Annotated in this window: 29 protein-coding genes; all 29 read right to left on the minus strand. The window is 39.3% G+C overall.

Annotated elements, in window-relative coordinates; translation table 11 throughout:
* Positions 1–134: 134 nt before the first annotated feature.
* The 29 genes from I585_RS23715 to I585_RS14995 all read right to left on the minus strand — a co-directional run bounded on the left by I585_RS23715 (position 135) and on the right by I585_RS14995 (position 25,976).
* The gene (locus I585_RS23715) at positions 135–467 is read right to left on the minus strand and encodes a DUF2716 domain-containing protein (protein ID WP_010741481.1); all 333 of its coding nucleotides are present in this window, start codon (positions 465–467) and stop codon (positions 135–137) included.
* 21 nt (positions 468–488) lie between these two features.
* Entirely contained in the window at positions 489–683 is a 195-nt protein-coding gene (locus I585_RS23720) for a hypothetical protein (RefSeq protein WP_010741482.1), read from the minus strand.
* A 403-nt stretch (positions 684–1,086) separates the two neighbouring features.
* Positions 1,087–1,434, minus strand: coding sequence for a hypothetical protein (locus I585_RS14860; protein ID WP_010741483.1), 348 nt, complete (start codon positions 1,432–1,434; stop codon positions 1,087–1,089).
* Positions 1,431–2,921 (minus strand): T7SS effector LXG polymorphic toxin, encoded by a 1,491-nt coding sequence (locus I585_RS22710; protein WP_010741484.1) that lies wholly within the window; start codon positions 2,919–2,921, stop codon positions 1,431–1,433. Before I585_RS22710 ends, I585_RS14860 begins: the two co-directional genes overlap by 4 nt.
* On the minus strand, positions 2,911–3,270 hold the full coding sequence (locus I585_RS14870; RefSeq protein ID WP_010741485.1) for a DUF3958 family protein: 360 nt from the start codon (positions 3,268–3,270) through the stop codon (positions 2,911–2,913). The genes I585_RS22710 and I585_RS14870 overlap by 11 nt, the downstream gene beginning before the upstream one ends.
* Positions 3,270–3,548, minus strand: a complete 279-nt coding sequence (locus I585_RS14875; protein ID WP_010741486.1) for a TIGR04197 family type VII secretion effector — start codon at positions 3,546–3,548, stop codon at positions 3,270–3,272. Before I585_RS14875 ends, I585_RS14870 begins: the two co-directional genes overlap by 1 nt.
* A gap of 59 nt (positions 3,549–3,607) precedes the next feature.
* A complete protein-coding gene (locus I585_RS14880) occupies positions 3,608–3,904 on the minus strand; it encodes a WXG100 family type VII secretion target (protein ID WP_010741487.1) in 297 nt (98 codons plus the stop codon).
* A gap of 301 nt (positions 3,905–4,205) precedes the next feature.
* The gene (locus I585_RS14885) at positions 4,206–5,153 is read right to left on the minus strand and encodes a serine hydrolase domain-containing protein (protein WP_010741488.1); all 948 of its coding nucleotides are present in this window, start codon (positions 5,151–5,153) and stop codon (positions 4,206–4,208) included.
* Between the two features lie 412 nt (positions 5,154–5,565).
* Positions 5,566–6,366, minus strand: coding sequence for a discoidin/SUN/FTP domain-containing protein (locus I585_RS14890; protein WP_010741489.1), 801 nt, complete (start codon positions 6,364–6,366; stop codon positions 5,566–5,568).
* A 95-nt stretch (positions 6,367–6,461) separates the two neighbouring features.
* Positions 6,462–7,265 carry a gluconate 5-dehydrogenase gene (locus tag I585_RS14895; protein WP_010741490.1) on the minus strand — a complete coding sequence of 268 codons (804 nt, stop codon included), beginning with the start codon at positions 7,263–7,265 and terminating at the stop codon, positions 6,462–6,464.
* 23 nt (positions 7,266–7,288) lie between these two features.
* A complete protein-coding gene (gene kduI / locus I585_RS14900) occupies positions 7,289–8,128 on the minus strand; it encodes a 5-dehydro-4-deoxy-D-glucuronate isomerase (RefSeq protein ID WP_010741491.1) in 840 nt (279 codons plus the stop codon).
* A 26-nt stretch (positions 8,129–8,154) separates the two neighbouring features.
* The gene (locus tag I585_RS14905) at positions 8,155–9,156 is read right to left on the minus strand and encodes a sugar kinase (RefSeq protein ID WP_010741492.1); all 1,002 of its coding nucleotides are present in this window, start codon (positions 9,154–9,156) and stop codon (positions 8,155–8,157) included.
* A gap of 2 nt (positions 9,157–9,158) precedes the next feature.
* The gene (locus I585_RS14910; protein ID WP_010741493.1) at positions 9,159–9,806 is read right to left on the minus strand and encodes a bifunctional 4-hydroxy-2-oxoglutarate aldolase/2-dehydro-3-deoxy-phosphogluconate aldolase; all 648 of its coding nucleotides are present in this window, start codon (positions 9,804–9,806) and stop codon (positions 9,159–9,161) included.
* Between the two features lie 79 nt (positions 9,807–9,885).
* Complete coding sequence (locus I585_RS14915) at positions 9,886–10,302, minus strand: PTS sugar transporter subunit IIA (RefSeq protein WP_010741494.1); 417 nt, start codon at positions 10,300–10,302, stop codon at positions 9,886–9,888.
* A 12-nt stretch (positions 10,303–10,314) separates the two neighbouring features.
* Positions 10,315–12,243 (minus strand): alginate lyase family protein, encoded by a 1,929-nt coding sequence (locus I585_RS14920; protein ID WP_010741495.1) that lies wholly within the window; start codon positions 12,241–12,243, stop codon positions 10,315–10,317.
* Between the two features lie 140 nt (positions 12,244–12,383).
* Entirely contained in the window at positions 12,384–13,199 is an 816-nt protein-coding gene (locus I585_RS14925) for a PTS system mannose/fructose/sorbose family transporter subunit IID (RefSeq protein WP_010741496.1), read from the minus strand.
* Entirely contained in the window at positions 13,189–14,004 is an 816-nt protein-coding gene (locus I585_RS14930) for a PTS mannose/fructose/sorbose/N-acetylgalactosamine transporter subunit IIC (RefSeq protein WP_010741497.1), read from the minus strand. The genes I585_RS14925 and I585_RS14930 overlap by 11 nt, the downstream gene beginning before the upstream one ends.
* Before the next feature lie 16 nt (positions 14,005–14,020).
* Positions 14,021–14,521 (minus strand): PTS sugar transporter subunit IIB, encoded by a 501-nt coding sequence (locus tag I585_RS14935; RefSeq protein WP_010741498.1) that lies wholly within the window; start codon positions 14,519–14,521, stop codon positions 14,021–14,023.
* Between the two features lie 17 nt (positions 14,522–14,538).
* The gene (locus tag I585_RS14940; RefSeq protein WP_010741499.1) at positions 14,539–15,726 is read right to left on the minus strand and encodes a glycoside hydrolase family 88 protein; all 1,188 of its coding nucleotides are present in this window, start codon (positions 15,724–15,726) and stop codon (positions 14,539–14,541) included.
* A 165-nt stretch (positions 15,727–15,891) separates the two neighbouring features.
* Positions 15,892–16,629, minus strand: coding sequence for a GntR family transcriptional regulator (locus tag I585_RS14945; protein WP_010741500.1), 738 nt, complete (start codon positions 16,627–16,629; stop codon positions 15,892–15,894).
* Between the two features lie 859 nt (positions 16,630–17,488).
* On the minus strand, positions 17,489–18,166 hold the full coding sequence (gene alsE / locus I585_RS14955; protein WP_010741502.1) for a D-allulose 6-phosphate 3-epimerase: 678 nt from the start codon (positions 18,164–18,166) through the stop codon (positions 17,489–17,491).
* A gap of 19 nt (positions 18,167–18,185) precedes the next feature.
* A complete protein-coding gene (locus I585_RS14960) occupies positions 18,186–18,929 on the minus strand; it encodes an SDR family NAD(P)-dependent oxidoreductase (protein ID WP_010741503.1) in 744 nt (247 codons plus the stop codon).
* 50 nt (positions 18,930–18,979) lie between these two features.
* Positions 18,980–19,534 (minus strand): 6-phospho-3-hexuloisomerase, encoded by a 555-nt coding sequence (gene hxlB, locus I585_RS14965; protein ID WP_010741504.1) that lies wholly within the window; start codon positions 19,532–19,534, stop codon positions 18,980–18,982.
* Positions 19,518–20,570 (minus strand): galactitol-1-phosphate 5-dehydrogenase, encoded by a 1,053-nt coding sequence (locus I585_RS14970; protein WP_010741505.1) that lies wholly within the window; start codon positions 20,568–20,570, stop codon positions 19,518–19,520. The genes hxlB and I585_RS14970 overlap by 17 nt, the downstream gene beginning before the upstream one ends.
* Positions 20,571–20,587: 17 nt before the next feature.
* The gene (locus I585_RS23725) at positions 20,588–21,415 is read right to left on the minus strand and encodes a PTS system mannose/fructose/sorbose family transporter subunit IID (RefSeq protein WP_010741506.1); all 828 of its coding nucleotides are present in this window, start codon (positions 21,413–21,415) and stop codon (positions 20,588–20,590) included.
* A complete protein-coding gene (locus tag I585_RS23730; protein WP_010741507.1) occupies positions 21,416–22,174 on the minus strand; it encodes a PTS mannose/fructose/sorbose/N-acetylgalactosamine transporter subunit IIC in 759 nt (252 codons plus the stop codon). It abuts the gene before it with no gap.
* 198 nt (positions 22,175–22,372) lie between these two features.
* Positions 22,373–22,849: a PTS sugar transporter subunit IIB gene (locus I585_RS14985; RefSeq protein WP_010741508.1), complete on the minus strand. Its 477-nt coding sequence runs from the start codon at positions 22,847–22,849 to the stop codon at positions 22,373–22,375.
* Between the two features lie 2 nt (positions 22,850–22,851).
* A complete protein-coding gene (locus I585_RS14990) occupies positions 22,852–23,268 on the minus strand; it encodes a PTS sugar transporter subunit IIA (RefSeq protein ID WP_010741509.1) in 417 nt (138 codons plus the stop codon).
* A 185-nt stretch (positions 23,269–23,453) separates the two neighbouring features.
* Complete coding sequence (locus I585_RS14995; RefSeq protein ID WP_010741510.1) at positions 23,454–25,976, minus strand: sigma-54-dependent transcriptional regulator; 2,523 nt, start codon at positions 25,974–25,976, stop codon at positions 23,454–23,456.
* Positions 25,977–26,008 lie beyond the last annotated feature (32 nt).

A 26,008-nucleotide genomic window follows, 5' to 3' on the forward strand; every position in this document is an offset into this window, starting at 1 on the left:
GCTCTCAAATCTTATTTTATAGTGTTCGAATTACAAAAAGAAGTTTAGTCCCAACTTTGGGACTAAACTTCTTAGCAAGATTTTCGCAAAAAAGTAACACAACTGGATTGTATTACTTTCAAGCTTGAACCATTTTATTTCTTATTCCCAGCACTAGATTCAATCAGTGTAAATCCAAGATACTGAGCGTTCTTTTGAATTTCTTTTCTCAATTGTTCACCATAGACAAAAATATGTTGCCGCCACGGATCAGTCAGATAGCCCCAAGATAAATCCTTGGAAAAGAACAAATAATAATCTCCATTGGGGTAAAATTCTGGAAAATACGCATTGTATCCACCACCGTGATATCTTTCATCCAAAATAAATGTTGGGTTCTCTTTACGTGTCTTCACTTGCGGATAGTATTCGTAACAAGTATGCTGCCAATCTAAAGCGTACATATATTTTTGATCTTTTAAGCACATGCAAAAAATGCCTTGGATCGTTTAACGCCAGCTAGGATCAGAATCAGCTATGGCACTTACTCCCTTGCAACTGTAAAGATCGTGAGGCTCCTTTAATGTATAGCGTGAATCTTCAGCCTTATAATCTGGTTCGAAAGAAAATCGTTGGTAGACAATGTCCCATAGTTCTTCCATTAGTTGTTCTGAGAGTATTTTCCACTCTTGTTGATGTTTCATGATAAGCCTCGTTTCTGGGTTGATATCCAGTATTCAAAGTATAATGATAATTTGAATACTCTGTACTCAATTCTTTTAGTTTTAAAAGGCGAAAAAGGCAACCTCAAGCGCTATCAGTCTCCATTTTACATCAAATGGATTAATAAAAATCTGCTTAAGTGAAAAAAATGATGATATAGTTTCCAGCATCGTTGGTGAATGCTATTTATACAGTCCTTTGATACCAATGTATTCTGAAAAACAAAAACACCACCAGTATAATGCTAGATAAGTAGCTTATACTGATGGACTATATAATTAGTATTACTTCCGTCAAAAAGGATTTATTTGATTTTTTTCTCTTAGTATACTTTCCAATACTTATTAAAAAAACTTTGTTTAAAATTTCTCTGTTTTTTCAATTTTAATATCCTAAAGATGACAACAGCTCTAACCCCATTTCTCTACATTCTTCCCATTCTGGTGCTGATTTTAATGCTTCTTCACTCCATAAGTCCTTATTTTCACTCATTTTCTCTAAATATCCATCAACATCTAAGAATTTTTGGAATTGTTCTTTATCTATCCATTCTGCATCAAATAATTCTTTTGCATACTTTATTGTTATATCAGAAAAATCTGATGCAATCTCATCAGCAACTGGAAATCCTTTTAACTTTTCTATTTGATCTATCGGAGTCATTGTAAATTCATTTAAGTTTTCAATCATTCTGTCATATAACAACGTTAATTTTTCTACATCATTAATCATTCTTTCACAACCCTTCCGTCAATATAAATTCTAGAAATTCCATTTTCCGGAGAGGATACCTTATAATAAGGTAAATCACCATGGTGCCCACCACCGGGATGATACTGAATATATCTTGAACTTCCACTGGTTCCTGCCGGGGGATTCATACTAAATCCTCCACCTTTTTCAAAAGGAATACCTGCATTTTCACCTTTCTTAAGAGGAGTCACATTCCACCCCTTCTTTTTCACAAAATCGACAACATCAATAGGATTAACACCTGTTAGCGAACTCGGTGTATCAATTATTTCGTTTATTGACTTAACTGAAGTTTGCCACTGAACATTTCCAGATCCATATTTAACCTTAAAATATTCATTCCATTCTTTTCCAGATACTGGATTTTCTGCTCCAAAGTCAAACTTCACTCTTTTTACTTCATCAAAATAGCCAGCTTTGGTTAATATCGAGATTTCTTTCTCTGTTAACGCAACGCCCTTCAATAGTTTATTTCCTGCTTTGATTTCTTTCGCCATTCTTAAAAGTTTTTCTACAGGAATTACGGATAAAGCTAACCAAAACCCAGCTTCCAAACGACTTTCTTTTTCTCCTGAAAGCCAATCTTTTCCAGTCACCAACCGATAGATATCATTAATAAGTGTCAAATCCCCCATGAAATGAAGAGCACTTAAATTCGCAGCTTGAACAATTTCATTATATCGTTTTGACTGTTCTGCGTCATAAATACCATCTACGTAAACTTCGTAGATGTAAGTTTCTCCCTGTGTTCCCTTACCAATAGCCCGTTGTTTAACCTCAACTTTAGGTCCATCACCTTTTTCCATTGCACGTTTTTCCCACTGCAAATTAATATGCGTAGCCCATGCCATATCTTCCTGTTTCGGCACCATAAATGTCCCTGTACTTCCATTCCAACATGTCCCAGCCTGTGCTGTTCCCGCGTTCACAGCCGATTCCAGTGTTGCTATCTCAGAAAAAATAGAAGGAGAAGAAGAATCGAATTTCAATAATTTTTTTAGTTTCTTGTCCAGTTTCTTCTTCGCCTTTTCTTGCCCCTCTTTGACGTCCTTGACCGACTTCAACACTGTTTTCTTAGCAGGTTCAGGCAACGGACTACTTGAAACAAATTGAATAATTGAATTGGCGGTATCAATTCCTTGTTGGTATTGTTGAATTTGTTCTTCCAACTCGGATGATTTCAAATCCGCACTATCGACTTGTGATTGGTAGTCGTCTGGGAACTTCTGGCACGCTTTGGCGGTTGCCTCAGCCAAAAGCATACCACCTTTAGCTAAAGGATTTAAGACTGCTGAGAAATATTGTTTGGCTGAATCATAGGTTTTCCCCTGCAACTCGGCACTGCTCATGACAAATTGATTGATGGCTTGCTGAAGCTGTTGATAGCCTTGAATTTGTTTTTGGCACATCGTGTTGACACCGCTCGCCTGGGCTTGCGAACTGCCGACATACATATCAATGCTCATTGGTTTCCTCCTCGCTGTATAATTTTTGTTTCTCTTTGTTCAATGCTTGATCGTGCTCTTCTAGCAATTGTTGTTCTCGCTTAATTTCTCTTTTTTCATCCCCTAGTGCTGCCATCGCTTTTCCAGCATCCCGAGAAAAGAAGGAATAGAGTTCATCGAAATCACGACCGCCATCATTTTTTCGAAAGGTCTCGCGTGATTTTTGTAATCGTTGCTGAGTTTGTCGAAAATAGGTTCCGATGCCATCATTCAAGCGATCAACTGAGCGTTGACGATCATATAATTCGTCTTGCTTCTTAGTTACGCCTCTTTGTTCTCTACGAATGTCATCTAATCGTTGTTCACTCATCACAAATTCTTCCTCGTAAATAATTCTTTCCCAGCTTGATCGATCGCTTCAAAGTTTTTCGCCACACTATTGATGTTACTGGAAGCACTGTTCACTGCTTCGGTGACTTTTAGTACCGCATTGATGGTGGATTTCACTGCATTTTGCGCGGATTTATTTCCCGAAACAGTTGTTTGTGCGTCACTTGTGGGAACACCACCTCCCGTCAAGCTGCCTGCCGCGCTCTTCAACGCACTCGCTCGTTGTTGGGCTACTCCCAGATTACTTTTTACTGCCATAGTTCTGCTCCTTTTGAAAAAAGCACCAGCACACAATGTACTGATGCTTAAAATTCCTATTAGTTTAAGCCGAATGATCCAGCATCTTGGCGGTCGCGTTCTGCCACGGTATCCGCATATTTGTTCAATTGTCCGTGGATACTTTCTAGTAATTCTTCCATTTGTTTTACGTTGCCTTCTAATTGGTTGTATTGTTCCAAGTATGCACGAAACGCTTCACCTTGCCATTGTTGAGCGATCGTTTGATTCATTGAATTGACTTTGCGGATCGCGTCCTCGATTTGTGCTGAGGCTTGTTGATAGACCTTCGCCTCGGATTTCAGCTGTTCGGGTGTGACTGTAATTGCTCCTGCCATTTGTTAATTCCTCCTAAATATATGTTGTACCTAAAGATAACCTACTTTTGGAGCTGTGAATCAAAGTTCATCGGATACGAAAAAAAGTTGCGTATACGACGAAAAGACCAACAATTAAATTTGTTGGTCTGGAAATAGTTTATAAACAATTAATCTACAAAAATTGTCTTTTATAATTCGACTCCGCGTATCACAAATGAATGATATTCCCACAATCCTTTGGTAGCAATATATTCTGAAAATAGGAAAACCTACCATTATCATGCTAGTTGTTTAGCTTATAATGGTGGGCGATTATCGATCATACTTTCATAACCAATTCTTCCCATATCGTCTGACGAAGCGGCGACAAAGGATACAACTCATGCCCCATCTCATCTGTGGGTTCCAAGGATAAAACACTGATCACTACATTCTTCTTAGGAATCAAAATGCAGTATTGCCCAAGAATTCCCCACATAAATACCACATCATTTGCGCCATCAATCCATATTTGATACCCATAACCTGCCTTAACCGGAGGATCGTTTGGTACAAACTCTGTGCTTTCATAATGCGGAGTAAGCATTTCATCTATGAACGCCTCCGACAAAATGCGTTTCCGATTGTACACACCCTTATTTAGTAAAAGCTGACCAAAATTTCCAACCTCATCCACGCTTAACTGCAGTGCATTGGCCGCTATCGTATGCCCCATCGGACAGCTCGTCCATTCGACATTATGAATCTCTAAAGGTTCAAAAAGTCGATACCTTAAATATTCTCTCAAATTCTGACCCGATTTCTTTTCGATTAAACAGCCTAAGATATAGGCATTTGCGTTGTTGTATAGAAAAGTTGTTCCCGGTTCATTAAGAAATGGCGCATGTTTAAAAAAATAACGGACCCAATCTCGTTCATGCTTCCGTTCATATCCCGCTCTGCGAAGCATTCTTTCACTTACACCCGAAGTCATCGTCAATAAATCTTTAACCGTTATTTTTAAAGCGTTCTCATTTGTTGTGTCGTAGCTTTCTTCCAGAAAACTATCGGCGATTCGATCATCTAACGTGATCAACCCTTCCTTTATAGCGATCCCTACACCTACCGCAGCAAACGTTTTTGAAATGGAGTACGCTTCAAACCTTGGTTTTGCAGGAAATCTCGTCCATTCATCAACCACTTGACCGTCCTTTCGAATCTGGGCAGCTAAAACATATAGCTTCTTTTCCTCCGTCTCCTTTAAAAACGCCTCTACCAATCCTGTCATCGGAACACCCTCCTATTCGTTATTTATATTGACACCTTTATAAGGTGAACATGGGCAGAAAGACATCGTTCTAATTGATAAAAAAAGGACTGCAAGCTGCTAAATTTCGAACATCCTTTTACATGATTTGTTCAATAAACATAGCATGAAGAATGGCGGTATGTAAATACGGGCGGATTTTGAAACTCTTCGTGGATTCGGCGAGCACTCTTATTCAATTGGATAAGCGTTATCTCCTTTTTTTAGCGCAATTTGTATTCAGCAACCTAGAATATTGAAGGTGTCGATTATTTAGACAGCTATCCAGATAACTTGGAATAACCGAAACTAGAGTAAAAAATCTAATAAGATGCTTTTAAAATATCATCATTTAAGATACGAATTCGCATACCCCGAAAAATATCTTCTCTCTTTAGTTCAGCAATTTCTGATATCCAAATAGTTCAATTTGAGTTAACGCTGGAAATGGTGACTCATCTTCTGCTTTGACCAGCTGTTTCAATGTAGCAGTGGTTACTGTTCGTGGAGAGAAGGTGAAATATTGCGTTTCTACCACATCTCTCGTAGCAAATATTTCTTCTGAACCATCGGAAAAGGCTATGGTTACTTGTTTCCAATAACTATCATGGGGAAAATCAGCACGTAATACCAATCCAAGCTTATCGAGTTCAACTTCTCGGCCAAAATCAATTGTGATTTCAGCATCTTTTTGCTGATTGATCCCCCAAGATTGATAGGGGTACGATCCATGATCTCCGTTGGCCAAAATTCCATCAATTGCATTTCTAGCAAAAAAAGTCGCATCGTTTCGTGTTTCAACATTTGCATAAGCGTGCGGATAAACATTGTCCACATCTTTTTGATCATGAGGATTGAGCGCCCAGTTACGATAGCTGGTCTGTTCTTCAGCAAAAGCCTTTCTGACAAAAAAGTAATGCTTCTCGTCAAGAAAAGCCGCTGGTGGATAGACCTCTCGCAATTTTTCCGTCATGGGAATTTCATAGACCCACTCGCCTTTTGATAAATACACTAAAGAGGAGCCCATTGCATTGTCTAGTTGGACGTAAACTAATTGTTTTTCTGCGGTTACAACTTTGAATTTATCTCCTGCTTGAAAAGTATACTTTTTCGTTGCCAAAACTACTTCATCCACCCCGCTGCTACTCAGAACTATTTCATTTTTTTGATTAATTATTGATATTTCTATTTGCATACTATCCTTGCTCCTTTTACTTTTTTCTTTAAAAAATTACCCGTAATAAATAAAAAGAGAGGCGGCTTTGACCGTTTCCTCTCCTCTTTATTTTCTTAAGGTTGTTTACCAATATAAGCTAAAATTCCGCCATCAACATACAGAACATGACCATTTACAAAGTCAGAGGCCTGTGAGGCAAGAAAGACTGATGGACCCGCAAGATCGACCGGATCACCCCAGCGTGCTGCTGGTGTACGACCGACGATAAATTGATCAAATGGATGACGTTCCCCGTTTTCTTGCAGTTCTCTCAGCGGCGCAGTTTGCGGTGTCGCAATATAACCAGGACCGATACCGTTGCACTGGATATTGAATTGACCATATTCAGAAGCAATATTTTTTGTCAGCATCTTCAAACCACCCTTTGCCGCGGCATAAGCACTAACAGTCTCACGACCTAATTCACTCATCATCGAGCAAATATTAATAATTTTACCCCCGCCTTTTTCGATCATCTCAGGAATAACCGCTTTTGACATAATAAACGGCGCATTCAAATCGACATCGATGACTTGGCGGAAATCCGTCGCTGACATATCTGTCATTGGAATTCGTTTGATGATTCCAGCATTATTAACTAAAATATCGATTGTACCAACATCTTCTTTGATTTGCTTGACCATTGTTTGAACTGCTTCTTCATCCGTTACGTCACAGACATAGCCTTTTGCTTCAATGCCTTCTGCTTTGTAATTTGCCAATCCTTCATCGACTGATTCTTGAGTTAAATTATTGAAAACGATCGTTGCTCCTGCTGCCGCTAATGATTTGGCGATTTCAAAGCCAATTCCATAAACTGCACCCGTAATCAATGCGACTTTCCCATCTAAACGAAACATATCCATATTAAAATCCATCTATTCTCCCACTTTCATTCGTTCTATTTTAGTTCATCCATTGGAACCATATCCATGTCGGTATAAGTGATATTCTCTCCACACATCGCCCAGATAAATGAATAGTTGCTTGTTCCTACACCTGAATGGATCGACCAACTCGGTGAAATCACGGCTTGTTCATTCCCCATTACCAGATGCTTTGTCTCAGCTGGTTCACCCATCATATGGAAAATTTTTGTATCTTCCGCCATATCAAAGTAAACATACGCTTCCATTCGGCGTTCATGCGTATGACACGGCATGGTATTCCAAGCACTGCCCGGCTCTAAAATCGTATAGCCCATTTGCAGCTGACAGCTTTCACAAATATTGGGATGAATATATTGATAAATTTTACGTTCATTTAATGTCAATGCTTCCCCAGTTTCCATTGGCTTAATCTCATCAATACTGATTTTTACATTTGGGTATTTGTGATGCGCCGGAGCAGAACTAACGTAAAATTTCGCAGGATCAGCTGCATCTTCTGAAGAAAAAATCACTTGTCGAGTTTCTTTCCCGATATAATAGCCATCTTGCTTCTTCATCGCTTCTTTTTGACCGTCGATTTCAATAAAACCCGGACCGCCAATATTAATAACTCCTAATTCACGCCGTTCCAAGAAATAATCGACACCTAATTCTTTGTTCAAAATGATCTCCAACGACTCAGCCGTCGGTGCTACGCCGCCAAAGATCATGCGATCATTGTGGGTATACGTCAAACTGACTTCACCAGGTACAAATACTTTTTCAACTAAAAACTCTTCCCTCAATTCATCTGTTGAATAATGACGAATATCCTTTGGACTATGCGTATATCTCGTTTCCATATTCTGCATGTTTATTTCCCTCTTTTACTTAATATTTAACGAACGATTCGACCAGAACCTGCTGTCAAAAATTGTTCGATCTCTATTTCTGAAAATTGATTACAATCCCCATGAACAGTATGCTTCAATGCTGATGCAGCCGTAGCAAACTCAACGGTTCTTTGCCCGTCAAAATCTGAGATCAATCCATGCAAGATCCCCGCCGCAAAAGCATCACCGCCGCCAACTCGATCAACGATCGGATTTATCTTATGAACTTCTGACTCATAATACGTATTCTCCAGCCATAAAGTCTCTACTAACTGGTTGCTGCTAGCCGAATAAACGATCCTTTTCGTTGAATAGAAGCATTTAATATTGGGAAACTGCTGCTGCATTTGTTGATAATAATAAACAAATCCTGAGTTCATCCGATCTTCTGGAACCCCCAATAAATAGCGCGCATCCAAATCTCCAGCTGAACAATAATCAACATAAGGCAAGATTTCTTTTAGTGCTTTCCCTGCTGCAGCCTGACTCCACAGTTTCCCGCGATAATTAATATCAAAGCTGACTAACACACCAAATTTCTTTGCGGCTTTCACTAATTCAACCGTCCATTGACACCATTGCACTGATAAAGCTGCTGTAATGCCTGAAATATGAAATAGCTCAATCCCAGAAAAAAGCTTTTCATAAGACCATGGAAACTCGGCTGCTTCTGCAAAGCTTGACCCCGCTCGATCATAAGTAACACTAGCAGCACGTTCACCGATCCCCGCTTCCATGTAATAAGTTCCTAAACGCGCTCCGCCAAGTTGTACAAAATCACTCATCACACCGTTTCGACGCAAATGTTTCACTGCCGCTTGACCTAATGAGTTATCAGGTACTTTACTTGCAAAAGAAACCTGATGACCAAAATTGGCTAATGAAATAGCTACATTTGCCTCGCCGCCGCCATAGTGACAGTCCAATTGCTGTGTTTCGTTTAGACGAACACCTATATCCGTTGAAAGTCGCAGCATAATTTCGCCTAAAGTTAGTATCTTTGCCATAATTAGTTTTCCTTTATTTCTCTAAATTGGGCCATATATTGTTTAGCCAAAGCCGTTACCTTACCAAACTCACCTGTTTTAGCGTGAGCTAATAAGTTCCCACCAACACCCACTGCCGTCACACCTGCCTCAAACCATGAGGCCATATTATCCAGACTAACACCGCCTGTAGGCATAATATTCAGGTACGGCAAAGGCGCTTGAAATGCAGAGATAATACTCGGACCATAGGTACTTCCCGGAAATAACTTCACGATATCTACTCCGCTCTTCAAAGCTGTCTGCATCTCATTAATTGTCATACATCCTGGCAAGTAAGGAACTTGATACAAGTTACAAATTTCAGCTGTCTCCCGATCAAAGCTAGGACTGACAATATATTCGGCTCCGGCCATTATAGCTAGGCGAGCCGTCACAGCATCTAAAACCGTGCCCGCGCCAATCACGATTTCTTTCTCGTCATGATATGTTTCAACTAATGACCGAATGACTTCATCTGCCTGAGGGACTGTAAAAGTCAGTTCTAATCCCATCATTCCGCCCTCTACTACTGCATGACTAACTTTCAAAGCTTCCTCTTTAGAATCTGCTCGCAATACTGCGATAACTCCCGCATTTTCTAAGCGTTTCAATACTTCAACTTTTTTCATTCGCCTACGCCTTTCTTATAAAGCTTTATGGAATCAAATAAACCAACACCAGATTGACTACATCGCGCTATTTCTTTTTTTAGATTCCTTCTTCTGGCAGTTCTTCTGTTTCATTGTTTTTTTCAAAAAGCACAATGTTGCTCTTTCCAGCCTGTACGACTGTTTCAGCAATTTCAAATGGGTCGGTGACGCTATTTCGCATCATCAAGCCTTCTAATAGCATTCCTAAGTTTGTGCCACTCACAACAAAAACTTGATCTTTTCCCTCAGAGAATTCAACACAAGTTTTAAATGGGGTCCCACCCAACAAATCTGTGAAACAAATAGCTTGATCAAACATTTGAATTTCTGCCGCTACTTTTTGGCGATACTCATCTACCGTCTCCTCGGCTAAAAAGGGAATAATGTTCACATCTTCGAGTTCTCCGGCAATCATCGCTAAAGCACTCTGCATCCCAATCGAAAATTCACTATGCCCAGTAATTAAAAATTTCATCTCTTTGCTCCTTTATTTAATCCGAATCTTTGCTTCCTTTTGATCAATCAAAACAAGCCGGCCATAAAAAAATTGGCCATATTCACTCACTAATAATTTATTCCCTTTGACAATATCTTCCCGCATAGCAAAGAGATCAAATTTTTCCGATCCGGCGATTATCCGAAATCCCTTAGCCTGACAGAATTGCTCACTCTCTCCTGCTTGACTCACTTTTATTGGCGTAATTTGGATATCCTCTAACGGAGAAATGACTGTAGCTTGAATTTCTTTTCCCGTTTTGTAACAAAACTTGTTTGACAAACGCGGGTGCTCATTCAGCTGGTTATAAATCTCTGATCCTTTTACCGCTGATTGCTGTGTTTGACCTCCAGCAAAAAGGAGTGTGTACTTATGCTTATTCGTAGTTAAAGCAAACCGATGCGCTTCCTTTTGACAATTTATCGCCGGTGCTAAATTATAGGTACTCGTAATTTCAGTCTCTTTCTGTCCTGCAAAGCTATCAATAATAACTACGGAGTTGATCGACTTTAAATAGATGAAGCTGCGCTCAAAAATCATTGGATTCTGATCCGCCTTATCCAGCCAGCCGCATTCCGCAAAAAAACCGACAGAAAGTTCTTTTATTTGCTGAAATAAAGGAGTCGGTAATTTGTCATAGCCCCACGTATCAGAAACTAAAGTATGGGGATTTTCTGCGATAAACATCGTATTGTGGGCAGCGCACTCTTTTAGCCGAAGCCGCTCTGATTTGTTGACATAGCTGTAACGACCACTATCAGAAAACAAGTCATCCCCTTGTAGTTGTAGTGTAAATCCACCTGTAGAAGCATGACCATGTGCGCTCCCATGCAGACCGTTAAAAAGTGTGAAATAGATATCCTCTGTTTTGTACGCCATCAGCCCACTTGATTCGCCACGAAAAAGTTCTTTTGGCTTCATTGTTTCCCAGATTCTTTCTTCATAAAGATCCCCCGTCCAAAGCCTTGCTATATTCGCAGACATGGAGGGCTCATATAAGAAACCTAATTTGCGATAGATATCATATACGTAATGAAAGTTGACATGATCACTATCATTGATCGGATTTAGGATATCTTGGTTGTCCGCCAAATAATGGGTAGAGAAAATAGGTGTTTTTAATTTCGTGCGAAGATTCAATGGTAACTGGACTTCAAGATATTCAGAAATCTGCAGTAGATACACGAATGTCATCAAAACTTCGTGCTGGTACAGCGGGCTCTGCTCCCAGTGAATCCCATCTGAATAGAATTGTAGGTCAAGCTGTTCAGCTAAACGAGACCATATTAGATCCCTCTGTTTACTGGTCACCAGTTCTGGAAGAAATAAATCAATAGCTGCCATTCCGCCAATTGCCAACACACCCCAATTACTGAGCCTGTATTTATCGATATAGGACCGCTCCAAATAGTCCAGATGGATCAGCAAGGCGTTTTGTAGCACATCATCGATTCCTAGTTGTTTGAAATCAGCGATCGGAATATACGTTAAACTTTTCATCCAGTTTGTTACTCGAATCCCAACATCTAACGGACGCCAGACATCCCTATTCGTCGAATTTGGTTCACCCTCATCGTTAATAAAATCAATAAGCAAACTGTGCCATTTCTGTAAGTAACATTCTTTTTTAGTTAGCGCATATGCTTGTGCCAGATCTACAAGAAAGCTTTGACGACTCAACATAAAGAGCCATTCTGGATCATCAGCAGGATACCGATTCCACGCATACTCTTTTAAAGAATACGGAATGGAGCAAGCTTCCATATCCATCGCATCATTGTAAATAATCTGATCTTTCAGCAAATAAGAAGAACGTTCAAAAAGTGGCTTCAAAAATTGTGACTGTTGCTCCAAGTACTCTGAAAGCCAATCTTGCTGAAAAAATTTTAGTTGGTAGTCTTCGATTCTTTGAAGATTCATCGTGTTCCCGCTTTCAAATTTTTATTCGCCTCAGGCTTAAAATTACAGTATGCTTCCTCATTCACTTCGAAAAGTGACAAATACGGAGACAAGAACATTTTTTCAAAATTAAAAATCTTGTTTCTGATTCCCCTCGTTTACTATGCCAAAATTCCTAGGACAGACGCTGCTATCCCAATAGCAAATAGTAAGACCAATAGTTTATACGTGTTCCAATTTCTCTTCTTGATCAAATAGAACACTAAGATAGTTAAAATTACTGGAAGCATTTTAGGCATAATCTTATCTAAAATATCCTGAATAGCGATTACTTGTTTTTCACCGGATTCAACGTGATGCGAATACTTTATGGCGATATTGGCCTTAACAAATGATGTAGCTAATGCGGCTATAACAGTCACTCCGACAATATTGGCTGCCGAAGAAATTTTGCCGATCTTATCACTTAACGTTTCAATGACACTCGTTCCAAGTTTAAAGCCCAAATAACCCATTAATAATTTGATAATCAACATTGAGATTAACATTGAAAACCAAAAGCCCATCGGCGCAAAACCCAAACCATCCATTGCTAAACCGGCAAAGATCGTTGAAAATAAAGGAGCAATCCCAAATTGAGCGATTGAGTCGCCAATTCCTGATAGCGGCCCCATAAGCGCCATTTTAATGCTGCGTGTGTCCGAGATACTTTGGTCATTGTCATACATCGCTAACTGCATACTGGTAATGAAGGGCAGCATTTGAGGGTTGGTATTATAAAACTCTAAGTTTGCACTAGCCGTTTCTTTCAGTTTCTCTGGTTCATCTTTATAGATTTTCTTTAGCGCCGGCATGATCGTGTATAAGTAACTAATCCCTTGATAAGAGGTATAGTTAAAAGCGTTCTGTAATAAATACGACCGCAGAGCTGTCTTCATATAGTCTTTTTGCGTTAGTTTAGGTGTCCTAGATTCCATTACTAAAATCCTCCTCTTCCATCAAGGTGGTTTGGCTGTTTCCTTTTGTGCTCTCTTCCCCAACAATCGTTTTATCTTTTCCATAATATTGAATCAACGCAAAGACAGTTCCTACCATTGCAACAGCCATCGTAGGCAGTTCCAAATATGCTGCACAAATATACCCTAATAACACATAAGGCGTCAGACTCTTTTCGAGCATCACAGACATGATCATCGCAAAACCTATCGCTGGAATAAGCCCGCCCGCAACTGAAAAACCATTGATCAGCCAGCTTGGTAGCGCTTCAACAAATGCCTGCAATCCAGGACGACTCAATGCCGCTAATAACCCGATCAGAAATCCTGCAACGGAAAAAGCAATATATGTTGAATTAGCAATCAGATTAAAGCGTTTATATTTGCCTTGTTCAATTGCATTCCTCGACCATTTAACATTCCCAGAAAATATGGTATAGATCGCCGTCGTTACCAATTGGAACAATACGGCAAAAGGAAATGATAGTGCCAATGCAGATTCAGGTGTCACTCCTTGATGCTTCAGTGTGATAGCCATAATCGTACCAACGATTCCGGGTCCAACTGGATTTGGCGGTACAGTTCCGCCTGCGCCAACACCAAATCCCATATAGGCTAACTCGGCTAAAGCACCAAATGTTAAGGCTGTTGGAATATCGCCTAAAACAACACCTACAAAAAAGGACATAACCAGTGCACGGTTTGTGTAAATTCCTAATAGCTGCCCCGAATAACAAAAAGCTGTAATTAATCCGATCAATATACCTTGAACTAATGAAATCTCCATCTGCTTCTCCTTCTAATTAATTAGTTATTTTTGCCATTAATGCATCTAAGTGCTGTGAACCATCATTTGAAAGTGGTGAAGTCTTGGTATTAAAGGTCACACCGTAGTCCTCACGCAATGAACGAAGAGCTTGCTTATCTTCTTTGCCTAAATAGATAAATTGAGAAATTTTCTCTTTATCTTCGCTGGCATGAACATTCCCAATATTTAGCTGCTCCATTGGAAAGCCAAGTTTGCATAATTCTAAGGCATCATGCAAATTTCCAACGACTACAAAAATTGTTTGACTAGGGGCTGCTTTCCAAATAACTTTTGCCGTACGCTCAATCGTCCAAAAACGAATATTTGTTTCTTTCGGAACTACCGTTTTCATCAACGTCTGCTGCAAGCTGTCCTCTGCTGCTTTATCATTGGCACAAATAACTAAGTTCACTCCTAAACTCTTGATCCATAATTGACCTTGTCCATGTATTAGCCGTTCATCTACACGCACCATTTTTACATTGGGTTTTTCCATTTTCATTCCTCCTGCTTTTACCAGTACATTTTCCAATTTTTTTTGAACCGCACTAACGCTTCTAGATAGAAATAATCCCCCCAGATATTGCCTTCATTCACGCCTTTGCCGCTGTGCCAAGAATAGACACCCTCATTCAGCAAGGCCGTAATCCCATCCGTTTTGGACTCAGTATAGTTTTCAGATAAGCTTCTTAACATTGAATGCTGCGCATACTTGTAGACCAACTTATGACTGTTCGTCTCAGGTAAAAACGGGTCCATTAGACTCATACCGCAAACAGCAATCGCTGTCGCAGAAGTATCTCGGGACTGTTCGGAACCATCCATAAAAATCAGATCCCAATAACTAACAAAATCCTTCGGCAAGCGATTCAAGAAATAATTTGTAATCGCCTCAAAAAGCTCTGTATTCTCTTCCTCTGGACAGTAGGAGCGGAACAATGCCAAGCCATAAATCAACCACGATTGTCCCCTCGCCCAGCTTGAACTATCGGAATATCCTTGGCGGGTCTTTCCATATAAAGGATCGCCCGTTTTAGCATCGAAGAAAAACGTATGGTAAGCAGATGAATCTTCTCTAATCGCATTCTCGATTGTCGTATGATAATGTTTAACGGCTACTTCACGATAACGTTCATCTTGAGTCACTGTTGACGCCCAAAATAATAATGGAATATTAAGCAAGCAATCTACGATCAAACGATAATTATCTTGGTTGCCCAATTCTCCCCAAGCCTGGATAAATTCTCCCTTAGATTGGTAGCGCTGTAATAACTTTTCAGCGGCACTTATTGCAGCATTCTTAGCGGCCTCATCTCCTGTTAGCTTATACGCACTGACACAGGATAAGCTGTACAGGAACCCTAAATCATGATGCTCAACTTCAATTTCATTTTCAATTCGGTAAATGAAACTCTCAACATTTTGTTCTGCCACTTCCCGGAAATGGTTTTCCCCAGAAACCTCATAGCACAGCCACAGAATTCCTGTCCAAAAACCGTTTGTCCATTCCGTGTTATCCATAGCTAAGTACGTATTGTCCTTTGTTGCCGGTGTTGGAAATTTATCTCCCAGACTTAGGATATTTTTTTCAACTTTTTTTAAAGCCTTATCTATAGCTTGATCGATAAAGTCTTCCGTAAGCATCCCTTGACCAAAAAATCGCTCACTAGATAATAATTTCTCTCGTGTTCTCTTTTTCATAAGCATCCTTTCTCAAAACAACTTAACGCGTTAACCGGTGTGAATACATCATACAATACCGATTTAAGTTTGTAAACCGCTTTCTAAAAAAAAAGACCGCAAACATTTTCCATAAAATGGACTATGTTTGCGGTCTTTGACGAACATACTTATGTTTGTAAAAACTTATTCACTAATAATCTCAATCTGATAAAAATCAGAATGAATAAAACTTTGGCTATATTCAATCGGAGCTCCATCGTTCCCTCTAGCTAAACGTTTGATATTAAATAGTGAAAAACTATCTTCTTCGCCAAAACTTTTTCTTATGATTCGCAGCGGTTCTAACTCGTCTGAATCCTTCGTTAATAAAATAGTGCTCACTTCCATCGTCATAGGAAGATTTGCCATATTCCCTTGAAGACCCAATTCATCGGATAAGCTAGCACCCTTAATCAGCCGCCTAACAGAATCATCCTCAAGTTTTTCTGCAAAGAGATAACGATTTTGAATTTTCCACGGAAAATCATTCGTTAATGCAACTTGGCTTAGCTTAATCAACGCTTTGCTGCCTGATTTATCGCCTAATATCTGTGCAATCTCTTTATCAGTAAATTCTTCCGAAACTAAAGTGATCGTTTCCTCAACAGACTTTTGTTTTTCGTTATTCGACATTGATAACTTCTCTGAGAAGAGAACTTTTCTATGCTTCAAATTTTTTCTGACAAAGGTTCCCTCGCCTTGACGACGAATCAAATACCCTTCATTTACCAGATCGTTCAAAGCCTTTACTACTGTCGTATTACTGACATTATACTTTCTTTTTAAATCACCTTCTGAATAAATTTTCTCACCCGTACTAAACTCTCCAGATTCAATCTTCTCTATGATATCTCGCTTTATAATCTCATACTTAGGCAACATATGATCCTCTCCTAACACGTTAACCGTTTATCTTCATTGTAAAGAACTTTTATATTTATGTAAATAGAATGAGTAATAATTATTTATATTGCTAAACTAAAACGATCGTCTTGAATTCGTCACTATAAAAATCTTGGTTAAACACTACTTATTTGCATTTTTATCATCAGAATACTCTTGGAAAGGTTATTATTTCAATGATTTTAGAAAAAAATATTACCACTTATCATATAGCTCACCAGTACGTTATCTATAAACTGAAAAAAGTATGGAAGTCGCGAAAGAAGCAGGTTTGTATCTAAAACAAATTATCGAAAATGACAGCATCATCGGCCTGTCATCGCAAAATAATTTGATGGAAAAAATATTTTTATAAATGCAACCGCTATCCAAGAAGATAAACGAACCAAAGAAGACATTGTTAACTCGAAATACTTTGAAGAAATACAGAATTATTGGAAAAACTTGGATATAGCTCAGGTCTATTCCTTAACAACTGCTTACACAATGCCACTGGGTACGAATTGACTGCGACCATTTTGAATCCATAAATATCTGCCTCATTACAAAGCTTTTCAAATTCTTTTTCTGTTGCATCTGCTCTTAACAATGAGTGATCTATCATCCCTGCAAGTTCATTGATTGATACCATTTCAGCACCATTCCCCTTTCTTTTTTAAAACATACTAATTCTGAAAGCGAACTATAATCGTGTTATTTGCTTACAAATATGTATTCTTTATTTCTTATGATAATTTCGTCCATAACTGCAGAGCGGAGAACGTCTACTCCCTCGTTCTCCGCACATCAAAATTATATTTTTCAGTTACTTATCTTTTTATCCATCAGTTAAACAAATTTATTTTGTTTGAGCAGCTGCCAAAATGTGTCCCTGCATTAATTCCACCGATTTTTCAATGGAATCGTCCAAATTGAACAAGCCGCTGGTTCCTACAATCAAAATATCTGCTCCGGCCTCGATCATCGTATGATATGTCTTTTCATTACAGGACCCATCAATTTGAATCTCAAATGCCAATTGGTGTTCTTCGCGATAAGCGTTTAATTTTCGGACTTTATCTAAGCTTTCTGAGATGAATGTCTGTCCTGCAAAACCAGGGTCTACCGTCATTACTGTCACAATATCAATCAAATGAAGATAATCAGTAATGATCGTCAACGGTGTTTCAGGATTCAAAACGACCCCCATTTTCTTTCCTCGCTGTTTGATTGTTTCACTTAATCGAAAGGCATGCCCGTTCAGATATTCTGCATGAATGCTAATCACTTCTACCCCTAAATCTAGCAATTGATCCACATATTCAATTGGATTTGTCACCATCAAATGTGCGTCCAGTGGGGTCTCGGTGTGATCCTTAAGCTGTTCAATAAACCACGGAGACAAGGTCATGTTGCTAACGTAATGACCATCCATAATATCAATATGATAGTAATCAACGGTCTGGTTCAAACAATTGATTTGTTCTTCAAATTTGCTGATATCCATACACATCAGTGACGGAGAGATTTTTACCATGTTCTGATCCTCTTTCCTGTTAATTAACCGATTGTCCACCATCAACGACCACTTCAGATCCAGTCATAAAGCGCGATGCATCTGATGCCAGAAAAACGACCACATCGGCAACTTCATCAGCTGTACTGATTCGTTGATATAAGGGAATTCGGCTCCCCATTTCTTCCATTGTCCGTTCTGTAGCCTCTGCCGCATGTTCAGCCATCTGAGTTTTGATGTAAGCTGGATGAACAGAGTTTGCACGAATGCCACGAGGGGCAAATTCGATGGCCGCAGCTTTAGTCAAAGCGGAAACGGCACCCTTTGAAGCCGCATAGGCAATCCGATTCTTCGATCCTAAAAATGACGCGATCGAACTAGTATTAATGATACTGCTGCCTTCGCCCAATAATGGAGACATCGCCTTAATCCCTAAAAAAATACTCAATGCATTGACGTCCATCGTTTTCTTCCATAGCTCTACACTGGTTTCTTCAATCGTTTCGATTTTGAAAATGCCGGCATTATTGAATAGCACGTCTACTTTACCGAATGTTTCTTTAATTTCAGTAACAGCTTTTTCCCAAGCCGCTTCTTCTGTTGCATCAAAGCAGAAGGCCTGTATTTCTTGCTCTTTGAATTGATCTAGTAAGGCTTGAACATTCTCTTGATTGTTATCATTAACCAAAACGATGAAATTCTTGTCTAGTAATTTTTTGACTACCGCTGTGCCTAGACCACCAGCGGCTCCCGTGATAAAAGCAACTTTCTTTTCATTACTCATTTCTTTAGCTCCTTTTGGAATACTCTACCTGTAGAAATTAGAACGGATCGCTACTCTAAATTCGCGTGACGACTTTTCAGATCATCCATGGTCATCTGCTTTTCATTCATCAAACGTAAAGCTAATACATCATGGAAAATCAGCAATCCTTGTTCAAATACTGTTGTCATCGGTTGAATCGAGGTAAAGGTTTGATTGCTTTTTGAAGGACTATCAAATTTGACAATGTGATCGGCCAATTTTGCTATCGAACTATCCGGATTAGAGGTCAAGTGGACGACTGTTGCACCATATGACTTCGCTTTTTTGGCGATTTCTAGAGGAATCACTGATTCTCCTGAGCCGCTGCCCACAACTAAAAGATCCTTTTCAGTAATCGGTGGTTCATTTAGATCTCCAACCATGTGACAGCTGATTTCCAGATGAGTCAATCTCTTCACTGCCGCCTCTAATGACAAGCGTACTCGTCCAACACCGATAAAAAAGACCTCTCGTGCTTCCAATAATGCTTTTACATATTGATCGATCTCTTCACTAGAAACTTTTTCTAATAAATGATCCAATTCTTCCATTACTGCTTGACTGTTCTCATAATAATTTTTCATTAACCATCAACACCTTATTGTAAAATTCTTTTTTCTCATGAATCATGTCAAATGCTCCGATCAGCTCTTCGATTGGAACTTTGTGGGTCACTAACGGTTTCAAATTTAGCTGCTTATTAGCGATTGCCTGAGCAGTCACTTGCCATTCGTTTTTAGGAAAATGTTCGTAGACACTGTTGAACATTCCGACGATCGTGCCTTCTTTTCGCATGAATTGATCATACGTTTTCTGCTTAAGGACCATATCCGAATGAGGGTTTCCCAACAAGACCACTCGTCCAAATGTTCGAATGGATTGCGCACATTGGTCAAAAGCCCCGCTAGAACCTGTGGCCTCAATCGCAACATCCGCTAACTTTCCACCTAAGGTTTCTAAAATAAAGGCTTCCGCATCTTTTTCCTGACTATTACAGACATATTCAAAGCCTAATTCTTGGGCGAAAGCAACTTTAGTAGGGTCAATATCAATCAATAAAACTTTCCCAGCGCCATTGATCTGAGCCCATTGTGCTACCATGACACCAATCGGACCCGCCCCATAAATGACCACGTTATCGCCAATAGCTAATTCGGCTTTATTAATGACGTGCTGAGCCACAGTAGCTGGTTCGACCATCGCCCCTTCCTCATAGCTCACTTGATCTTCTAAAAGAACCAGATTGAATAAGGGAACCGCTAAGTATTCCTCAAACCCGCCATCTGTTCTTGAGCCAAAATAATTGTAATTTTTACATTGGGCATAATAGCCGGATTGGCAATAGTCGCACTCATTACAAGGTAAGAGTGGAAAAACGGCGGCTTTTTTGCCTAAATAATCTGAACTGACATCATCCGCGACTTCTACGATTTCTCCAGAAAATTCATGCCCCAATACAGTTGGAAAGTGGTATGAGCCTGTTACATAAACCCGTGGAATATCCGATCCACAGATACCGCAGGCCATAACATGTATCAATACTTCCCCTGCTTTAGGTACAGGCTTCTCCTTTTCTACTAGTTCCAATTGATTGATTGCTTTTAAATCGACTGCTTTCATACACTATTTCCCCCTACTTATTTCGGAATTCCCAAAACACCTAGATAGGATAATGAGATCCCTAAAACAAAAATAATCAGAATGATTAAATTGATATTTACCTTTTTACGGACTAACCAGTAAACCAGCATCGTGATCGCTAAGGGGACTAACCCTGGCATCAGCGCATCGATTACCTGTTCCTGAATCCCCAGTTTGACTCCCTTAATATTCAAGATCATCGGGATCTCAATATTTACTCGGGAAGCGGTCATACAACCCACAACCATCAAACCAACCATACTGAAAATCTCTGTTAAGCGAGCAATGGTTCCTTCACGCAGCATCGTTAAAATAAAAGATTTCCCTTTTTGGTAACCCAAACGATACATATTCCAGCCAAAGCCAATCAAACAAATCTTGTAGGCGATTTCAAAAAAGATCGGTCCGACATAACTGCCATCAATTGCTAATGAACATGCGATACCTGCCAAGATCGGATAAACGATTCCTTGACTGACTGTATCTCCAATCCCTGCGATTGGTCCCATCAAACCTGTACGTAAAGAGTTAATCGTTTCATCTGTAATATCCTCAGCACCATTTGCTCGTTGTTCTTCCATTGCTGCGGCAACTCCGGGAATCATTGTTCCGATGAAAGAAGGTTCTGTGTTATAAAAGACAAAATATTTCTTCAATTCTTGTACTTGACGTTCCTTATCTTCAGGGTAAAGCTTTCGAATGACTGGAACCATCGCGTTTGCTTGCCCTAATGCTTGCAGACGTTCATAGTTATACGCGGTTTCACTCGAATAAGTCAGCGCCCAATTTTTTAATAGTTCTTTTCTCGTTAATTTTGCTTCCATTTATGATTGCTCCTTTCCAGCAGGTTTCATATCAAGAAATCCAGTATTATAGAACACAAAGCCCATGATTGCAGCAACGGCTGTGACTGCCATGACATCCAATTTCAAGTAGACCGCCAGAATGAAACCAAAGAAGAAAAATGGCATAATCTTTTTATTTCCCATAAAGCTGATCAACATCGCAATCCCTAATGCAGGCATGATTGCTCCGACCACCTGCATCGCATCAACAAATGAATCCGGAATCATATTCAACAAGTTCTTCATAGGCTCTGCCCCAAAATAGACGAGAATAAAAGCTGGAACTCCTGTAACAAGGAAATTTAAAATCCCTGATGGAACATAATTCATCATGCGCATTGCGCGAATATTTCCATTGTCTAAGAATTTTTCTGCTCTGTGGACCCAAAGAGCATTGATTGACATTGTTAATTGGAAGGTTAAAATTCCAAACAAACTGAATGGTACAGCAAAGGTTACTGCTAAGCTTGGGTCTGCCCCTGATAAAATCGTCATCGCCGTACCAAATACTGCTGCGACTGGCAAATTCCCTGGCATTGTTCCCCCTGCGGTGATCCAACCTAGGTAAGCAAGGTTGATATAAGCCGCCGCTTGCATCCCTATCATCGGTTCTCCCATTGCTAGTGCAACTAAAAACCCTGACCAAATCGGATAAAGCCATGAACGGGTGATTAAATGACTCGGCCACCAATTACAAACCGTTGAAATAATAGCAACTAATATTGCAGATAAAAGCATTTTTCTTCCTCCTTATTCATATTAAAGAATTAATTTTTCCTTGGAAAAATTAGTCCTATTTTCATGCCGTATATCATTCCACTAGGTGTTTGAACGATAAATCATTGTGATAATTTTGATTTGTTTTATCACGTTACAAACTGTGAGAAGTGGAACTGACATCCTTTTTCTATTGAAACTATTTATAGCCCCTTTCTTTTATAGATACTTTGAAAGGTCCGTTTCCTTTTGATCCGGAATAATATGAATCACGACAGGAATACCACGATCGATCAATTTTTTGAATGTGGCGCGCTCTTCATCCGAGGCAGAAATATTTTTGTACAACACTCGGCGGTTCGCTTTTGCCCCCATCCCTCCAACTACTAACTTATCAATCTTGATCCCTTTTTCTACGATCGTGTCGATAGTAACCGGAGCCTTCACTAAAATAATCAACCGTTTATTCTCTTTTTCTTGCGCGTTTAAAAAAGTTACAGCATCGTCTAATCCTTTTACCACGATATCGATTCCAGCAGGCGCCGACATTTTCAAAATCTCACTCATAAAATCATCTTTTGCGACTTCATCATCAATAATCAAAATTTGATTCGCTCGCGTCTTCTTGACCCATGCCGTCATTACTTGTCCATGGATTAGGCGATCATCGATTCTAGTTAATACGATTTCACTCATTTTTATTCATCCTTCCCATAATTTTCAAAAAGTTCCTTGATCCCATCTTTTCCAACTGTTTGAATATATTTTGCTAATTCATTTAACTCCATTGTTTCCCTGCTGCATACCGCTTCGATCACCATCGGTAGATTTACACCAGTAATTGAGCGATAGTTTACCTTGTCTTTTAATACTTGATAATTCTGAGCCGTCACATTGTAAGGACTTGCCCCAAAGATATCGCAAAAAACGATAACTCCTTTTCCTTGTTCCATTTTCAGCATTTTGGCAGCAACCTCTTCTTTGTACCCTTCAATACTTGTTTCATGATACAAACCTAACGTATCAATATTTTCTGCCTCGCCTGTAATTAATTTCAATGCTGAAAGATAACCAGCAGCAAGTTCCCCATGGGTTAGTATTAATACACCGATCATCCTTTCACCTCCTCACTCTCTATAAAGCAATAAGCGTGCCAACTTTGTGAACAAGTAAAAAGAAAGCATCAAATCAACGTTTTGACGATAAAACGTAGTTGATACTTTCCAATGAACAATTTATTTTATTAGTGTGCTGTCCAAATAAAAATAGTGTGCTGCTATTCTTTCATATAGTGTGTCGATTAGTAAACTAACTCTGTATTTACTTCGATCAATTCCATTAAATAGCTAATTTCACTATCCTCGACAACAATTGCATAACGATTTTCTAGAGGCGTCAATAGATCTTTAAGGTACTGATACAACTCACGATTGTTTTCAACAATCACGGCCGTATCTTCTCGTAAAAATTGTTCTTTACGAATCGCCCGTTCGATCATATTGCTGGTATGGAAAAGAAACTTGATCCAAAAATCTTCAAAATGCGCGATCTGAAAAGCCTCGGCGATCTTTTTCGCTTCAATCTCTAACAGATCATAAATGGTGGCACCATCTAAAAAGATTAAGCTCTCTTCTAGGATACAAATAATTTTACTGCGGCGATCGTCTGTAAACACTGTGACTTTTTCTTCCATTGTTTTTACTTGAAAGTCTTCAACACTATTCCCAATATAAGCACTCTGTTCAACAATATCTTCCGAAAGTTCGGTAATCGACATTTTCGGCAACAATGATTTTCTAGTTGCCTCGATGACCATTGGGGTCGTCACCATTTTAATCGTCTTCGTTGGAATTCCGGTCTTTTTGGTGATGATATCGCCGAACATGTTCAGCGAACCCATGTCACTCAGAATCACGACGCCTTTTCCTTGATCGACTTTTTGGATTAACTCGGTGGCTTTTTCCAACGTATCGCCAACCGATTGAGACAAAGGCATATTTAATCCGACTGCATGATCGACATTCAGTAATTGATTGGCCGTATTGGCTAAATCAGTAGCTGCACTTGTTCCGTGCATCAAAATCAAAACCCCGATTTTTTTCTCAGTGTACTTTTCATTCATCGCCTTTAAATACAACGAGATAAAATACTTTTCACTTTCAGGTAGCTGTACCTCCAGTTGATTGGAGATTTCACGGCAGATTTGTTCAGCTACACCAATTTCTTTTTCCATTGCCAACTCATTTGGTCGTTTGTGTTCTAAAAAGGAATTATCTCTAAAAGAGTAGCCTTCTGTAATCTTTTCAATCAAGGTATCTAAATGCAATGCTAGACTTTTGATGTTACTCTCTTCTAAGTGATAACGTTCTCTCGACGCGATTCTTTTTAAAATATTGACCGTGACTTCATAATTCTTACGGGAAACGATTTTAAAGATTGCCTGTTGCTGATTCCCTTGTTTTTCTGCCAATTCCTGTGCTTTTCCATGAATGATTGACTTTAACGGTGACAAAGAGCCCTTGCCATCTAAATACTTGTGATAGGTTTCTAACACATCATGAGAAACACTTTCCTCCTCGTCAACTAAAAGAAATGGATCATAATCTCGCTCTTCTTCAGGTGTGAAGACAAATTCGTCGATTTGCAGCAATTTCAATTTTTCTCGCAGCTCACCATTAATTTCGGGAGAGTGAGCATAATAAAATTGATCAATCAAATACGTCGAAAGATGCGACAGCTTTACTTGAATGAGGGTAGAATTATTGGAAATACTGTCGACTAAGGCATTGGCACATAACAATTGAATATCATTTTTCATTTGTCCAATATTTCCAACTGGATCATATTGCAGGAAAAAACGAATGACGTCTTCATTGACCTGCAATTTACGTTCAATTTTCTTCGCTTCTTGCTTAAAGCAAAAATAAATCAACTTAATTTTTTCAGCCAATCCTCGTTCTTTTACACTAGGCATAGAAATTTTTAAAGGAATTCGTCTTAAGAATGTAGATAAAATATTGCCTTCAATATCCTCTGTAGTAGCACCAATGATTAATACACGAACCTTGCGAGGATTAGCTGACTCTCCCAAACGATAGTACTCTCCTCGGTCCATGATTGAAAACAACATTTCTTGACCTTCTGGCGGCAGGCGGTGGATTTCATCTAGAAAAAGAATGCCGTTGTTGGCTGTTGCAATTAGTCCGTCCTTATCTGACTCTGCACCTGTAAAGGCGTGTTTTACATGACCAAACAGGTGATCTAATAGCAAATGCTGATTATTTGAATAATCTGCACAGTTGAAGACCACATAAGGGGAGTCCTCTTGCAGTTTCCCCGCATGCTTCGAATACTGATACATAAAGCGAGCAAACGTTGTTTTCCCTGAACCGGATGGACCTGTTAATAATGAATGTAAGCCAAACGGCGGATATAATAATGCTGCTTTGGCCTGTCGAACCGCATTTTCCAAAGACCCATCGTACCCGATCAGCTCCGTAAAGGGAAAATCACCAGGACTATCTTTAGAGTCTTCTTCCAATAATTTTCTTAATTCTTCAAGCGTCCATTCAGCATCTGTTTTTAATCCATTTCCGATATGCTGTTCGATTATTTCCTTCGCAAGAAAACATACTGGACGCCCCGAAAGCTTTAACACTTTTCCTTCTTCCGCTAATCGATTCAAATCACGACTTACATTGTAGCGTGCGATTTCCATCTCCTCAGAGATACTAGTTGAATCTAGTTTCGGTGAATATTCACCGGAAACGAAGTCCTCTGTTTGCTTGCATAAGAAAGTAAAAATACTATCCTTTCTCCCCATTCCCCCTACCTCCTTTTGTTTAGTGACATTGT

This window comes from Enterococcus malodoratus ATCC 43197, assembly GCF_000407185.1.
GTDB classification, from domain to species: Bacteria; Bacillota; Bacilli; order Lactobacillales; family Enterococcaceae; genus Enterococcus_A; species Enterococcus_A malodoratus.